The sequence below is a fragment of the Parvularculales bacterium genome (genome assembly GCA_036881865.1).
In the GTDB taxonomy this organism is placed as follows: domain Bacteria; phylum Pseudomonadota; class Alphaproteobacteria; order JAPOUT01; family JBAJNM01; genus JBAJNM01.
The window spans coordinates 56,168-69,821 of record JBAJNM010000005.1 but is presented as its reverse complement, the minus strand read 5'-3'; the positions used below and the strand labels follow the sequence as shown (position 1 = coordinate 69,821).

The following is a 13,654-nucleotide window of genomic DNA, read 5'->3' as shown; positions in this document are numbered from 1 at the left end:
TGCCCATTGAAGTGATGGCTGTCCGTGGGCCGGAGACTCTTCGTCACGGCCCCATGAAACCGGTGGGCTTAACTAACCAACACAAGCCCGATGAGCACCCCTATGCGGTTATGCAGTTGCGCCAGGATAACGCGGCCGCCACCTTGTATAATATTGTGGGCTTTCAAACCAAATTGCGCCACGGAGAACAACAACGGATATTTCGCATGATTCCGGGTTTAACGGAGGCACGTTTCGCCCGATTTGGTGGTCTTCATCGTAATACATTTATTAACAGCCCCCGACTTCTTGATGGGGTATTGCGCCTTAAAACTCATCCTTTTATTCGCTTTGCCGGACAAATTACCGGTGTTGAAGGATATGTAGAAAGCGCCGCCACGGGTCTTCTGGCAGGCCGGTTTACCGCTGCCGACCGGCGCGGCCGCGCACCCCTCCCCCCACCGACCGAGGCCGCCCTTGGCGCTTTGCTGCGTTATATCACCCATGAATCTCACGGAGATGATTTTCAGCCCATGAACATTAACTTTGGCCTGTTTCCATCCATCACTCTTGAGAAAACCACACGCCGTAAACCAAATCGCCGGGAAAAACGTGAAGCCCTATCAGCACGTGCCCTGAGCTCTTGTACAAACTGGATAAAGGAACTTTAAAAGCGCCCACGTAAGGCAGCCCATAAAATCCGCCACAGCCGATTCAAAGGCGAAAGAGGTTTCCATGGCGCACCTTCAAGTCCCTTTTCAAGACGCACCAGCCACGGTTCAACAAGAGATAAGGGCAAAAGAGATGGCATAAGCGAAGTCGGGATACTCTCAAGAGCTGCCCGTACCCCTCCCAAAGCATGGCGAGCATTCGCAATCATATCTTCCGCATTGCCCCCTTTAACGTCAGAATGTTCTCTCTGATCTCTTAACTCTCGCGTTAACCCCCATGCCAGCCCCACCGACCTCCAAAACAAATCGTCCTCTACGCTGCTCCCCAAAATCCGTGCCGCTACCTTGAACTCCAATGCCGCCATGCACCCAAGACATGCCTCCTTCTCTCTAAAAAATCCATCATCTGCAAGAGAGGTATCAAAATCCTGCTGCCATAACTGCAATACTTCCTGTAAATCTCTAATCTCAAGCCATTGAGATGTCAGTCCATACGCCAACTCATCCAATACCGGATGGTTATGCCTTACAACACTTCTCCGCTCCACTCCATCAAGGGCCTCCCGCCACCACTGAAAACGTATAGCCCCCACATGAGGTTCTGACACCCGATGACGTATGCGACCAACTTCCAAAACAAAGCCGTAGAAAGCCCATAAAGCCCGCCGCCGTGGACCCGGCGCAAACAATCCTGCTATATAGCGATCGTAATCAAACCGACGCACCTCACCGGCTACATATCCGGCAGCACTACCCACACCGGTAACAGCCTATTCCCAATGCGGGAGATTTACTCAGCCTTGCTAATAAAGGTTTTGCGTAGCCACCATGGCGAATAACATGGGAATCGAGAGCAACGTATTGGTCCGTGAAAACAGCATAGCCTTACGTGCCGCCGCCGCTTTGGCATCCGCCTCAGCGTCTACTATTCCCAGCGCTATCTTTTGGTTTGGCCAGATAACAAACCATACATTAAACCACATGATAGTGCCCAGCCACATGCCAATACCAATGGTGATATTCTTTTCAACGACGAAATCATTCATAGCACCCAACGTATAAGCATCCACCAGATAACCATTCATCAATGCCAGAATAATTCCCGTCACAATGGTCGCCATAGCGCCCCAGCGAAACCACCACAAGGCTGCCGGTGCTATCACCTTACTGACGGCGGGTTTCTGATCATCCGGAATATTGGGCATGTTGGGTATTTGTACAAAGTTGAAATACCACAAGAGACCTATCCACATAACGCCACTGATGACATGCAACCAGCGAAAGATAAAAGCGCCAAAGGCATGACCAAAGTCTCCATCCCATCCGGCATACATAAAAACAAGACCAAGGGCCAAAACAAAGCCCGCGATAACAGTGTTACGAATAGAGGTTAGAAGAGTAGCCATAAGAATCTCCCCGATTATTTTCCGTAGCTTAATTTACCCCAATAGCAGATTAAAATCCAGTTTTAGCCGGATTTAAGATTGCGAAGTCCCTGTCCGCGTGGGAACAGCCCCCCAATCCCGCTTAATATCTAACATCAGCAAAATGGGAGAGGCTATAAAAACCGAAGAGTATGTCCCGATCACCACTCCCCAAATCATGGCAAAAGTAAAGCCACGAATCACTTCTCCTCCCAGAATATAAAGAGAAAGCAATGCAATGAGAGTTGTCACCGACGTCATCACGGTGCGTGATAAAGTTTGATTGACAGACAAATCTATCAATTCACTCAAATCTTTCTTCTTATACTTACGCAAATTCTCCCGTATGCGGTCATAAACAACAACCGTGTCATTTAAAGAATAGCCCACAATAGTGAGAATTGCTGCAATAATAGACAGATTAAACTCCAACTGCAGCAAACAAAAAATGCCAATCGTCAACGCCACATCATGTATCAACGCTGCAATAGCCCCTACACTGAATTGCCATTCAAAACGAATCCAGATGTAAATCAACACCAGAAAAACCGCGACCAAAACTGCAATAACACCTGATTGAATAAGCTCGCCGCTTACCTTGGGGCCAACCACCTCCACCCGCCGATATTCGACTGTGTCTCCTAACATCCCACGAAGCGTGTCCACTACATCAATACCGCCCTGTCCGCCGGTATCTGCCCCTATGGCTTCTGCTCCTACCCCTCCGGTTTGCTCTTCAACCCGAATGAGAACATCCGTCGGTTCACCAAATTGTTGTACCTGAACATCGCCCAACCCCAAATTTCCAACCCGATTGCGCAAATCGGCAATATCAGCAGGTCCATCGGTGCCGATTTCAATCATTGTGCCACCGCGAAAATCAATGCCATAGTTCAAACCTTTGGTGAAAAACAATGCCATAGAAGCCAGCAGGAGCATTCCTGATACGATAAAGGCCAGTCTGCGATACCGAATAAAGACAATCGCGGTTTGATCGGGAACAAGTTTAACCCGCATCATGACAACACTTTCCTGTTAAATAGCCAACGCTTGAGGTTTCCGGCGGCGTAACCACCAGGTGATCATCAAGCGAGTAAGAGTGAATGCCGTAAATACAGACGTGACAATACCGATGGCCAGAGTAACGGCAAAACCACGCACCGGCCCGGAGCCAATTTGAAACAAGACAAGAGCCGCGATTAAAGTCGTGATATTGGCATCTAAAATAGTACCCAGAGCACGGCTGTATCCGGCATCAACGGCCCGCAGGGGAGGCTTTCCACTACGAATTTCTTCGCGGATGCGCTCAAAAATAAGCACGTTCGCATCCACAGCCATACCGATGGTCAAGACAATACCGGCTATACCGGGAAGCGTTAAAGTTGCCTGTAACAAAGACAACACTCCCAAGATCAGAGTGAGATTCACCAACAACGACACATCGGCATAAAAGCCAAACCGCCCATAACTCAGGAACATGAACACAATCACACCCACCAACCCAAAAAGAGAGGCAATACTGCCTGCCCGGACAGAATCAGCTCCTAACCCCGGCCCCACCGTGCGCTCCTCCAATATGTGCAAAGGCGCAGGCAGGGCACCGGCTCGCAATAAAATTGCCAAATCATTCGCGGATTGCACCGTAAAATTGCCACTAATCTGTCCGGAACCTCCCAAGATAGCTTCCCGGATAACCGGTGCGCTTATTACTTTACCATCCAGAACAATGGCAAAGGGATTGCCGACATTTTGCTGGGTAATTTCACCGAACCGCCGCCCTCCGGCCGTATCAAACCGAAAAGTCACAACGGGCATATTGTATTCGTCAAACGAAGGTTGGGCATCTACAAGATTTTCTCCGCTAACCATGACCCGTCTTTGAACAACAAGAGGCGTCGACGGTACCCCCTCTTCTTCTTCCGTATAGAGGATTTCATATCCGGCCGGTGCGCGACCTGTTCTAATTGCATCAGGAGCGGCTTGTGTGTTCACCAAGTGAAACGTCATCTTAGCCGTCTGCCCCAATAAATCCTTAAGCCTTTCCGGGTCATCTAACCCGGGTACCTGAACAAGGATACGCTGTGCTCCCTGACGCTGAATGGTTGGCTCCGTGGTTCCCAGTTCATCAACCCTGCGTCTTACAATCTCAATGGATTGAGCCAGAGTTGACTGATTGCGTTGCAAGGTTGCCTGTGTACTCGGGCGTACTGTAAAAGATTGTCCCTCTTCAACAATTTCAATATCCGGCGTTGAAACGGGGTTTAAAAGAGAGACCGGTAGAGGAGATATGAGGGTCTCAAGAGCCTCCCGTGCAGCAGACACACGATCCGGCTCAATAATTGTGACAACTACAGCATCCGCCGTAGAGGCTAATCCCCGGTAACGAACAGAGTTTTGACGCAAGGCTACACGCACATCATCACGCAAAACCTCCAGACGCTCCTTAGAGACAGCGCCCATGTCAACTTCCAACAACAAATGAGAACCACCCCGCAGGTCAAGCCCAAGATTAACCTGCTGATGAGGTATCCAATCCGGAAACTCCCCCAGCACAAAACGCGGTAACACGTTAGGTGAGGCAAACAAAACGCCCCCAAGGCAGATAACAATAATTAGAATAATTTTCCAGCGTGCAAAATATAACATGAAGCTCTGCTCTGCCCTCAATAAAGTCTGTTAATTTGACTAGTCTGACTTACCGTCAGAAGACGCTGTCTCCGTTCGTGCTCTAACATCACTCAAGGTGCTCTTGACAACCCGTAACCGAACATTGTCAGCAACCTCTACGATACATTCATTATCTTCCATAACTTTATGGATTTTACCAATTAACCCGCCAGCGGTGACCACCGTATCACCACGCCGGACAGAATCCACCATGGCTCTATGTTCTTTTACCCTTTTTTGCTGAGGACGTATGATTAAAAAGTAAATGATAGCGAAAACAGCAACGAAAGGTAGCAAGGTAATCAAAAAATCACCTTCGCCTGCTGAAGCAGTCTGAGCATAAGCCGGGGTAATAAGCATTTTTCCTCCATAGAATATCAGTGCGGGGAAGACTATAAACGCCGATTGACCGCACGGGCAACCCTGTTAGGATTAATTAAAGAGTATAGCTTCTTATAGTGCGTATTAATGAAGGCCTGATAGCATGCCAAAATCAGACTCAGATATCCCTGCTCTGCTGGCTCGTATTGCTACGGCGCTGGAACACCGCTTAACCCCTACTGGCCCCTCAATCGTCTCTGACAAGGTTAACGCCTTTATCTGGGACGCTGATAAAAACTCTCTGGAGCCGGTTTTTCACGTAAACGGTGTTGCCATTGATATGTTACAGGGCATTGATTATGCCATTGAGCAACTCCTAACCAACACGCGGCGATTTGCCAGGGGCTTGCCCGCCAATAATGCTCTACTATGGGGTGCGCGGGGTATGGGAAAGAGCTCTCTCGTTAAGGCAGTGTGGGGAGCGCTGGTTGAAGAGCAGGATGGTATTTTGTCTCTGGTAGAGATTCACCGTGAAGATATTGAAAGCCTGCCCCGTTTAATGACTACGCTACAGTCGTCATCACAGCGGTTTATTGTTTTTTGCGATGATTTATCTTTTGACAAGGGAGACACCAGCTACAAATCTCTAAAAACAGTTCTGGAGGGTGGTCTTGAGGGCCGCCCCGACAATGTTGTATTTTACGCTACGTCCAATCGGCGCCACATGATGCCCAGAGAGATGATAGAAAATGAACAATCAACGGCCATCAACCCCTCTGAAGCAGTAGAAGAGAGCATATCATTGTCGGACCGTTTCGGTTTATGGTTAGGATTCCACTCCTGTAATCAGGATGATTATCTTGCCATGATTGATAATTATGCGCACCGTTACAAACTAGATACATCGGACATAAGAGAAAAATCTTTGGCATGGGCTGTCGGGCGGGGTGATCGATCCGGACGGGTTGCCTGGCAGTTTATACAGGATCTAGCAGGATCACAGGGAGTACACCTTAAGTCAAAATCATGGGTACAACCCGGACAAAAGTAAATCTCTACCCGAGGTGTTTAACCGGATTAATTGTATTACCTCCTTTGCGAATTTGAAAATGAACCTGCGGTATTGTGACATTACCGGTGCGTCCTGATCTGGCAATGGCTTGCTCCTGTCTAACCCTGTCACCCCGTTTAACTAACAACACCGCATTGTGAGCGTATGCCGTAACCCACCCCCCTTTATGGCGAATGAGTAGCATTCTGCCATATCCCGCAAGACCATCATCTGCATATGCGACCACGCCATCAGCAGCAGCTCTAACGATACTGCCTTCCGGTGTTGAGATGTTAACCCCATCATTACGTTGCCCATTAGATTTAGGCCCATAGCCGGATAGTACACCGCCTTTCACGGGCCATACAAATTGGGGTCCCTTCTTTGAGGGGCGATAGAGGGGAGTTAGGACATTTTGGCCAGTACGTTTTGACTCAGCAACACGCTGCCAGGAAAATGGGCTTTGGGGCTGAGGGTTTACGACAACAGGCGATTCAGCATCTGTTGTTAGTTGATTTGCGTCAAGTGAGGAAGACACGCGCAACACTTGTCCGCGTACAATACCATACGGCGCTTTAAGATTATTGAGGGAGGCCAGAGAGGCCATATCCACCCCATACCGCCGTGAGATGCTGTATAGAGTATCACCGCCTTTCACATGATAGCGTTGCATAACCGGAATCACCAAACGATGTCCGATCTGCAGCGTATAAGGAGGCCTCAGCTTATTAGCATCAATGAGCGCCCGTAGCGGTGTGCCTGTTCGCCGCGCAATGCCATACAAAGTTTCGCCTTTGCTCACGCTTATCTGCTGGCCTGCTCCGGCTTGTGTTACAGGCAAGGCAATAACATCCTTTGACTGTTGAGAACGGGGCTGTGGTAAAACATCCGGCCTTGCCGGATTTAACAGTGTTTGCTGCGTCTGCCGATTTTGCCCTTCAGCGTGAGCTATATACCACGGCGTTTTGCTGCTTGTCCCACAAGCTGCCAGCATGGCCACCATAGCTATTGCCAAAACATACCCAAAATTCACCGCAAAAAACCGTATCATCATCCTTTTATTCCGCTATTTTTTGCAATATTTCGCACCCTATCTTGCTACACTTAACCCTAAGGTTCCTCTTAATATTTCCTTAGCAACCCCTCTAACCAAATGTATAAGCCACTCACTTATACACACCATAATACTTAAACGCCGGGTCAGGATCGCAAAGTACAATTTCGAATTTTTCTTATTTCTTACTTTCTGACTTCTTCTCTTTTTGCTTTTTTTCTTTTGGCGTTTCAATCAAGCCATCAAGAGCTTGCGCCAGATGCTGCCGTGAACTCTGGTGAGTCATATTCATGTGGAGCGGTGTCACAGATATACGACCCTCATAGATAGCCTTAAGGTCAGTCCCTGAAGGCGGACGACTTTGAATACTCTCAAAGCCAATCCAAAAATAAGAGCGCCGCCGACCATCCTCACGAGGCTCAACGCGTATCAGGGACTGATCCCGTTTACCCTGACGCGTTACCTCAAGGTCCGTGACTTTATCGGGTGCCGTATCAGGAAAATTGATATTCAGAATGATATCTTTTGGCCAGCCGGTTTTTATCAAAGTGCGAATAATATCGGGTCCATGGCGAATAGCCGTATCCCAGCGAATTCTTTCGTGGCCTTCAAATCCATAGGCCTGACTCAAAGCTATGGAAGGAATACCCAGCATAGCTCCCTCCATGGCACCTGCAATGGTACCGGAATAGACCACATGCTCTGCGATATTTTGCCCGCTATTTACGCCGGAGAGTACGAGGTCGGGCATTTTATCCGTAATAATGTGATGAACGGCCATCACCACACAATCTGTCGGTGTTCCCTGAACCGCAAACATTTGCGGATTTAGTTTTCTCAGCCGCAACGGTAACGAAAGAGTCAACGAGTGAGCCGCACCGCTCTGTTCGGTTTCAGGGGCTACAACCCATACATCACGGCTGAGAGTCTTCGCTATGGTCTTAAGGGCTTCTAAACCCGGTGCATGGATACCATCATCATTGGTAATCAAAATCCTAGGTGGGGATGTCATACGGGTTTTATCACTTTTTTGTTGTCCATATAGGGTTGCAGGGCTGTGGGAATAGCGATGCTCCCGTCCTCACACTGGTTATTCTCCAGAATAGCCGCCATAGTGCGTCCTATGGCAAGGCCGGAACCATTCAAGGTGTGAACATGAGCCAGTGCTTTTTCGCCTTGTTTGCGATACCGGGCCTGCATGCGTCGCGCTTGAAAGTCGCCACACAAAGAACAACTGGAAATCTCTCTGAACACCCCTTGTCCCGGCATCCAGACCTCAACGTCGTAGGTTTTACATGCGGAAAAGCCCATGTCACCGGTGGACAAAATCATAACCCGATACGGTAACCCAAGCCGCTTTAGCACTTGCTCAGCGCAAGACAACATTCGCTCCAGTTCTTCAAGAGACATATCCGGTGTTGTAATGCTCACCAATTCCACCTTGGTAAATTGATGCTGTCTTATCATCCCTCGTGTATCACGCCCGGCCGCACCTGCCTCTTTACGAAAACACGGCGTAGCAGCCGTATAGCGCAAGGGAAGCGCCTCTTCTGCTATAATTGTCTCCCGCACCAGATTGGTCAAAGCTACTTCGGCTGTAGGTAACAACCAAAAATCATCTTCCGTGTGAAACTGGTCATCACGAAACTTTGGCAGTTGGCCCGTGCCAAACATGGACGCCTCCCGCACCAACAAAGGAGGCGACACTTCCTCATAGCCAAACTCATTTGTGTGAATATCCAACATAAAACCGGCCAGCGCCCGTTCCATCCGTGCTAACGCCCCCCGTAAGACAACAAACCGTGCACCGGACAGTCTAGCCGCCGCCTCAAAGTCCATTAAGCCCAAGGCTTCCCCTAACTCAAAATGCTGCCTAGGGGTGATGTTTAGCCTGTCTGGCTCACCAGATCGACGATAAAGAACATTGGCCTCTTCATCCTCACCAACCGGTACATCTTCAAGAGGGATATTAGGCAGACCCGCCAACAATCCATCAAACTCATCAGAGACAGTGCGCAATTCAATTTCACCCTGCTGAATACGCTTTTTAAGAGCACCTACCTCCTCCATCAGGTTTTGCGACTTTGCCTCATCACCGGAAGATTTCGCCTGTCCCACCGCCTTTGAGAGTTCATTGCGATCCCGGCGGGCCACTTCTATATCTGTAATGATTTTTCGCCGGACTTCATCAAGGGCAATAAGCCGCCCGGCACAAGGCAACACATTGCGGTTGATCATATGCTTATCAAACGCTTCAGGATTTTCCACTATGTGTTTAATATCTAACACAAAACCGTTCTTTAACTAGGGCAACGCAATGCTCATAAAGGATCAATAAGTTATAATACCCGTCAGGAGGCCAGCTCACCCGTATTATCTGCCATACGCTGCGCCGCCTGTTTTCTCTCCACCGCCGCAACACAAAAGATAGACAGTTCATAAAGCAGTAGGGTAGGAACGCCAAGACCAATCTGGCTTATAATATCCGGTGGGGTTAAAACTGCCGCCAACGCAAAAACACCAACAACGGCATATTTGCGTTGCCGCCGCAGGCTATCCGCCTGCAACAACCCAACCCGCGCTAAAAGCGTCAACAACACCGGCAGCTGAAAACACAGTCCAAAAGCAAAAATAAGTGTCATGGCAAGGCTAAGATATTCGCTGACCCGGGGCATTAGGGTAATGGCCGCCTCCTGAGGCCCACCCGCTTGTTCCATATCCAGAAAAAAAGCCAGAGCCAGAGGCATAATGACAAAATAAACCAGCAACGATCCCAACAAAAACAACACCGGGGTTGCGGCCAAAAAGGGCAAAAAGGCTCGCCGTTCCTGACGATAAAGTCCGGGTGCCACAAACATATAAAGGCGCACTGCCATAACCGGAAAAGATAAAAAGAGTGCCCCAAACAGGGCCAGACGAATCTGAGTTAAGAGAAACTCCTGAGGAGCGGTATAAATCAGTTGAAGAGAATCTCCCGCCTCAGATGCCCTTTCATAAGGATATAGCAAGATGTTGAATATCTGCGGCGCCAAATAAAAACACAACCCAAACATGACTACAAAAACAATAAGAGAAAACAACACATGGCCACGCAACTCTATTAGATGAGCCAACAAGGGTGCTTTGCTAGCCTCTATATGGTGGGCATCCTCATCATCCGGGGCGGGTGTTGGTGTGGGCGTAAATGTCATTGCTCGCCCTCGCTCTCATTATTCTTTTTATATATTACCGGCTCTTCCGATGGCATGTCCTTAGGAGGCAACTCCATACGGCGCTCTTCACCAATCAAAGGAGGTGGAGCAAACCCCTTCACATCCTGGCTCAGACCCTCAAGGTCTGTAGCGCGAGCCATATCATCAAACTCTGCTTGAAACTGCCGCGCCATAGCTTTGGCACGGGCCACAAACCGCCCCACACCCCGCATCAAACGCGGTAAATCCTTCGGCCCCACCACTAAAATCGCCAAAACGGCAAGTGTTAGAAGTTCCAGCCACCCAATATCAAACATACTCGGCTCGCTTTACATTGAATTGTCGCCACATTATTGCGACAAACTACCCCTAACAACCGGTTGTCCGCACCATTTATCCGTTGCTGGAATCCGACTCTATCTCACGTTTTTCAGCCAGTTTAGATGACTCCTTGGCCTCGGGTTGCTCTATATCAGAGTCTGCAAGCCCTTTACGAAAACTCTTAATCCCCTTGGCCAGATCACCCATCAAATCGGATATTTTGCCACGTCCAAACAGCAGAATAACCAGAACCACAACGATTAATATCTGTGCCCAGCTTGGTACCATCACTCTTTCTCCGGTTCATGTTCTGACACTACCATGGCACATTTTGCTTAAAACATGCAATCGTACATATGCCATTAGACTATCTTTACGCCATTTCTTGCTCAAACATGAGGATTTCGTCCGGATCAAGAGCAAGTCGCACTCTTTCTCCCGCCTTTATCTCTGAGGATCTGGATAAGGAAATTTGCCACACTATATCGTCAATACGCACATCAGCTAGCGTATAGTCCCCCAAAAACCGGGTGTGAACGACCTCTACTTCAATGTCATAATGACTTGTCAGCACTTTATCGGTGGAAACTAGCCGTAAAGCACTTTGCCTCACCATAAGAGTGAGATTTGTGCCATCAGAAAAATTTTTTATGTTAAGAATTCCCAGAGGGGTTTCTACACAAGAATCCTTAACAATAGTATTCAACGTATTGAAATCAGAGAAGAAACCCGCTACCTCTTCGGTGGCAGGTGTTCTAAATAAAACTTCCGGTGACCCCAACTGCATTAATTTCCCCTGATGAAGCAGGGCAATACAATCCCCCATCCGCATGGCTTCTTCCGGGTCATGTGTGACCAAAAGCGTCGTCACGCCGGCAGATTTCAACATCTTCAACGTCTCATCACGAATGTCATTGCGTAACCGGCGATCAAGCCCTGAAAACGGCTCATCCATCAACATAATCTCCGGCTCAGGTGCCAAAGCACGGGCCAGCGCGACACGCTGTTGTTCACCACCGGACAAGCGGTGAGGGTAGGCGTCCGCAAAATTTGTCATGCCCACATGGGAAAGCATGGTCATCACCCGCTCCCGTTTCTCCCCGGCAGCTGATCCCCGTAACCCAAACGCTACGTTGTCAAACACATTCAAATGAGGAAATAAAGCATAATCCTGAAACATCAGCCCCATATTACGCTTTTCCGGAGGCACAAAGAGAGATGTGCTGTCCGCTATCAACTCCCCGTACCTCAAAACCTCACCCGCCGTCTGCCGCTCCAGACCCGCCACAATGCGCAACAGCGTTGTTTTGCCACCACCCGATGGCCCTAAAAGGCAAAGAACATGCCCTCCCTCCAGACTAAGCGATACATCATCAACTGCCAGCATGTCCCCGTAGCGGTGGGATATATTTCTAAGCGCTAAATGAGCCATGTGAGCCATGCCGGTATTAAGAGTTCTGTCACTCCTTCACGCTCTCCGATAAATCAACTCCGGCATCTTCATCTCCATCTTCGTCCTCATCTTCATAAGGATCAAGCACTTCATCATCATCCTGACCGGGCATAGGCATCTGAAAATCACCCGGCAATCGGGAATCCAACAAACCCGCCGCCTTTAACTCGTCCATACCGGGCAAGCTTGCAACGTCTTCCAAATCAAAATGCACCAAAAACGCTTCCGTCGTGCCATATACCACAGGCCGCCCGGGCGTCTTCCGCCGTCCTCGAATACGCACCCAGCCCGTCTCCAGCAATGTATCCATCGTTCCGGGTGATACACTAACCCCTCTAATACTCTCAATATCCGCCCGCGTAACCGATTGATGATAGGCAATAATTGCCAACGTCTCCATAGCCGCACGTGACAAACGACGACGAACAATCTTCTCACGCTCCATCAAAGGAGCCATATCCGGGGCTGTCCGAAACATCCATTTCTTCGCCACATATACAAGATTGACCCCCCTCCTCTCATAATTTTCCCTTAAAGTCTCAAGCAAAGCCGGTACATCGGCATCCTTCGGCAATCGGGCTGCTATGCTTTGTTCATCAAGAGGCTCCGCCGCTGCAAACAACACAGATTCTATCATCCGCAAATGCTCATCCATCATCCATTATCCGTTTTCTCTATCTGTGTTGAGTTCTCTTCTGTACTGACCGGAGACTCTTCTTCTGCGGTAGAATCACGTTGAGCAGGACGCACATAAAGCGGCGCGAAAGCCCCAAGTTGACGCAATTCCGCCCGTCCATCCCGAACCAGATCTAAAGACGCACCCAACGTACTGGCCAGTGCTGACTGAGGCATGCCAATGGCCAGAAAATCCTTCGGCAAAAAGGTCTCAAGACGCTCCCAACTCACCACTAGCCCCAGCCTGTCTTCCAGCTGCTTACGCGCCTGCGTTAAACTCAACACAGCCCGTTTTTTTGGCTGCCACGTTGGTATATCTTTTTTGTTCCTATGGTCACAGTAAGATTTGAGCAAGTCATAAAGGGTTGCACTATAGATACTCCGTTTTAAGATATGAATCCCCTCGGGAGCACCTCGCGGAAACACGTTCTCTCCCATTTGATTACGGGCTAAAAGTTGAGCGGACACCGTACGCATCGCCTCCAACCGCCGCAAACGAAAGGCTAACTGAGCAGCTAACTCCTCACCACTCGGCTCTTCATCTTCATCATCCGGTGGCAGCAACAAGCGGGACTTCATATACGCCAACCACGCCGCCATAACCAGATAATCCCCCGCCAACTCCATAGATAAGTCACGGGCGGACTCTATAAAAGTCAGATATTGCTCCGCCAGTTTCAGCATAGAGAGTTTAGCCAGATTAACCTTTTGCTCTCGCGCTAAAAATAAGAGAGCATCCAGAGGCCCCTCATAACCCTCTAATGTAAGAACCAGAACCTGAGCCGGATCCAGATCACTGAATCGCCCTTCATCCAGCACTGACGTTTCTGGCTGATTGATACTCATG

At 49.1% G+C, this 13,654-nt stretch carries 16 protein-coding genes; 2 read left to right on the top strand and 14 right to left on the bottom strand.

Annotated elements, in window-relative coordinates:
- Nucleotides 1–650 (top strand): methylenetetrahydrofolate--tRNA-(uracil(54)-C(5))-methyltransferase (FADH(2)-oxidizing) TrmFO (gene trmFO / locus V6Z81_02635; protein MEG9861389.1); only part of this gene is annotated, 650 nt, incomplete at its 5' end.
- On the opposite strand, the gene V6Z81_02630 is transcribed toward trmFO, so the two are convergent.
- From V6Z81_02630 to yajC, 5 genes are all read right to left on the bottom strand, one after another.
- Nucleotides 647–1,408: a squalene/phytoene synthase family protein gene (locus V6Z81_02630; GenBank protein MEG9861388.1), complete on the bottom strand. Its 762-nt coding sequence runs from the start codon at nucleotides 1,406–1,408 to the stop codon at nucleotides 647–649. The genes trmFO and V6Z81_02630 overlap by 4 nt on opposite strands.
- 45 nt (nucleotides 1,409–1,453) lie before the next feature.
- Nucleotides 1,454–2,056 carry a urate hydroxylase PuuD gene (locus V6Z81_02625; protein ID MEG9861387.1) on the bottom strand — a complete coding sequence of 201 codons (603 nt, stop codon included), beginning with the start codon at nucleotides 2,054–2,056 and terminating at the stop codon, nucleotides 1,454–1,456.
- A gap of 72 nt (nucleotides 2,057–2,128) precedes the next feature.
- The gene (gene secF / locus V6Z81_02620; protein ID MEG9861386.1) at nucleotides 2,129–3,094 is read right to left on the bottom strand and encodes a protein translocase subunit SecF; all 966 of its coding nucleotides are present in this window, start codon (nucleotides 3,092–3,094) and stop codon (nucleotides 2,129–2,131) included.
- A 15-nt stretch (nucleotides 3,095–3,109) separates the two neighbouring features.
- Entirely contained in the window at nucleotides 3,110–4,720 is a 1,611-nt protein-coding gene (secD, locus tag V6Z81_02615) for a protein translocase subunit SecD (GenBank protein MEG9861385.1), read from the bottom strand.
- 39 nt (nucleotides 4,721–4,759) lie between these two features.
- Entirely contained in the window at nucleotides 4,760–5,101 is a 342-nt protein-coding gene (yajC, locus tag V6Z81_02610; protein MEG9861384.1) for a preprotein translocase subunit YajC, read from the bottom strand.
- Nucleotides 5,102–5,225: 124 nt separating this feature from the next.
- Between yajC and V6Z81_02605 the strand changes: the two genes are divergently transcribed.
- The gene (locus tag V6Z81_02605) at nucleotides 5,226–6,113 is read left to right on the top strand and encodes an ATP-binding protein (protein MEG9861383.1); all 888 of its coding nucleotides are present in this window, start codon (nucleotides 5,226–5,228) and stop codon (nucleotides 6,111–6,113) included.
- A 4-nt stretch (nucleotides 6,114–6,117) separates the two neighbouring features.
- On the opposite strand, the gene V6Z81_02600 is transcribed toward V6Z81_02605, so the two are convergent.
- From V6Z81_02600 to V6Z81_02560, 9 genes are all read right to left on the bottom strand, one after another.
- Complete coding sequence (locus V6Z81_02600; protein ID MEG9861382.1) at nucleotides 6,118–7,167, bottom strand: LysM peptidoglycan-binding domain-containing M23 family metallopeptidase; 1,050 nt, start codon at nucleotides 7,165–7,167, stop codon at nucleotides 6,118–6,120.
- 178 nt (nucleotides 7,168–7,345) lie between these two features.
- On the bottom strand, nucleotides 7,346–8,179 hold the full coding sequence (gene surE, locus V6Z81_02595; protein MEG9861381.1) for a 5'/3'-nucleotidase SurE: 834 nt from the start codon (nucleotides 8,177–8,179) through the stop codon (nucleotides 7,346–7,348).
- A complete protein-coding gene (gene serS, locus V6Z81_02590; protein MEG9861380.1) occupies nucleotides 8,176–9,456 on the bottom strand; it encodes a serine--tRNA ligase in 1,281 nt (426 codons plus the stop codon). The genes surE and serS overlap by 4 nt, the downstream gene beginning before the upstream one ends.
- A gap of 62 nt (nucleotides 9,457–9,518) precedes the next feature.
- A complete protein-coding gene (gene tatC / locus V6Z81_02585; GenBank protein ID MEG9861379.1) occupies nucleotides 9,519–10,358 on the bottom strand; it encodes a twin-arginine translocase subunit TatC in 840 nt (279 codons plus the stop codon).
- The gene (gene tatB, locus V6Z81_02580) at nucleotides 10,355–10,675 is read right to left on the bottom strand and encodes a Sec-independent protein translocase protein TatB (protein ID MEG9861378.1); all 321 of its coding nucleotides are present in this window, start codon (nucleotides 10,673–10,675) and stop codon (nucleotides 10,355–10,357) included. Before tatB ends, tatC begins: the two co-directional genes overlap by 4 nt.
- 76 nt (nucleotides 10,676–10,751) lie before the next feature.
- On the bottom strand, nucleotides 10,752–10,967 hold the full coding sequence (gene tatA / locus V6Z81_02575; protein ID MEG9861377.1) for a twin-arginine translocase TatA/TatE family subunit: 216 nt from the start codon (nucleotides 10,965–10,967) through the stop codon (nucleotides 10,752–10,754).
- 85 nt (nucleotides 10,968–11,052) lie between these two features.
- Nucleotides 11,053–12,111, bottom strand: a complete 1,059-nt coding sequence (locus V6Z81_02570; GenBank protein MEG9861376.1) for an ABC transporter ATP-binding protein — start codon at nucleotides 12,109–12,111, stop codon at nucleotides 11,053–11,055.
- A 28-nt stretch (nucleotides 12,112–12,139) separates the two neighbouring features.
- The gene (scpB, locus tag V6Z81_02565; protein ID MEG9861375.1) at nucleotides 12,140–12,790 is read right to left on the bottom strand and encodes an SMC-Scp complex subunit ScpB; all 651 of its coding nucleotides are present in this window, start codon (nucleotides 12,788–12,790) and stop codon (nucleotides 12,140–12,142) included.
- Nucleotides 12,787–13,653 (bottom strand): ScpA family protein, encoded by an 867-nt coding sequence (locus tag V6Z81_02560; GenBank protein MEG9861374.1) that lies wholly within the window; start codon nucleotides 13,651–13,653, stop codon nucleotides 12,787–12,789. The genes scpB and V6Z81_02560 overlap by 4 nt, the downstream gene beginning before the upstream one ends.
- Nucleotide 13,654: the final 1 nt, after the last annotated feature.

Coding starts and splice junctions, on each gene's coding strand:
- V6Z81_02600 (MEG9861382.1), bottom strand. CDS start 7,167: ATGATGATACGGTTTTTTGCGGTGAATTTTGGGTATGTTTTGGCAATA.
- secF (MEG9861386.1), bottom strand. CDS start 3,094: ATGATGCGGGTTAAACTTGTTCCCGATCAAACCGCGATTGTCTTTATT.
- tatA (MEG9861377.1), bottom strand. CDS start 10,967: ATGGTACCAAGCTGGGCACAGATATTAATCGTTGTGGTTCTGGTTATT.
- secD (MEG9861385.1), bottom strand. CDS start 4,720: ATGTTATATTTTGCACGCTGGAAAATTATTCTAATTATTGTTATCTGC.
- V6Z81_02570 (MEG9861376.1), bottom strand. CDS start 12,111: ATGGCTCATTTAGCGCTTAGAAATATATCCCACCGCTACGGGGACATG.
- V6Z81_02560 (MEG9861374.1), bottom strand. CDS start 13,653: ATGAGTATCAATCAGCCAGAAACGTCAGTGCTGGATGAAGGGCGATTC.
- yajC (MEG9861384.1), bottom strand. CDS start 5,101: ATGCTTATTACCCCGGCTTATGCTCAGACTGCTTCAGCAGGCGAAGGT.
- V6Z81_02605 (MEG9861383.1), top strand. CDS start 5,226: ATGCCAAAATCAGACTCAGATATCCCTGCTCTGCTGGCTCGTATTGCT.
- surE (MEG9861381.1), bottom strand. CDS start 8,179: ATGACATCCCCACCTAGGATTTTGATTACCAATGATGATGGTATCCAT.
- tatB (MEG9861378.1), bottom strand. CDS start 10,675: ATGTTTGATATTGGGTGGCTGGAACTTCTAACACTTGCCGTTTTGGCG.
- scpB (MEG9861375.1), bottom strand. CDS start 12,790: ATGATGGATGAGCATTTGCGGATGATAGAATCTGTGTTGTTTGCAGCG.
- V6Z81_02625 (MEG9861387.1), bottom strand. CDS start 2,056: ATGGCTACTCTTCTAACCTCTATTCGTAACACTGTTATCGCGGGCTTT.
- tatC (MEG9861379.1), bottom strand. CDS start 10,358: ATGACATTTACGCCCACACCAACACCCGCCCCGGATGATGAGGATGCC.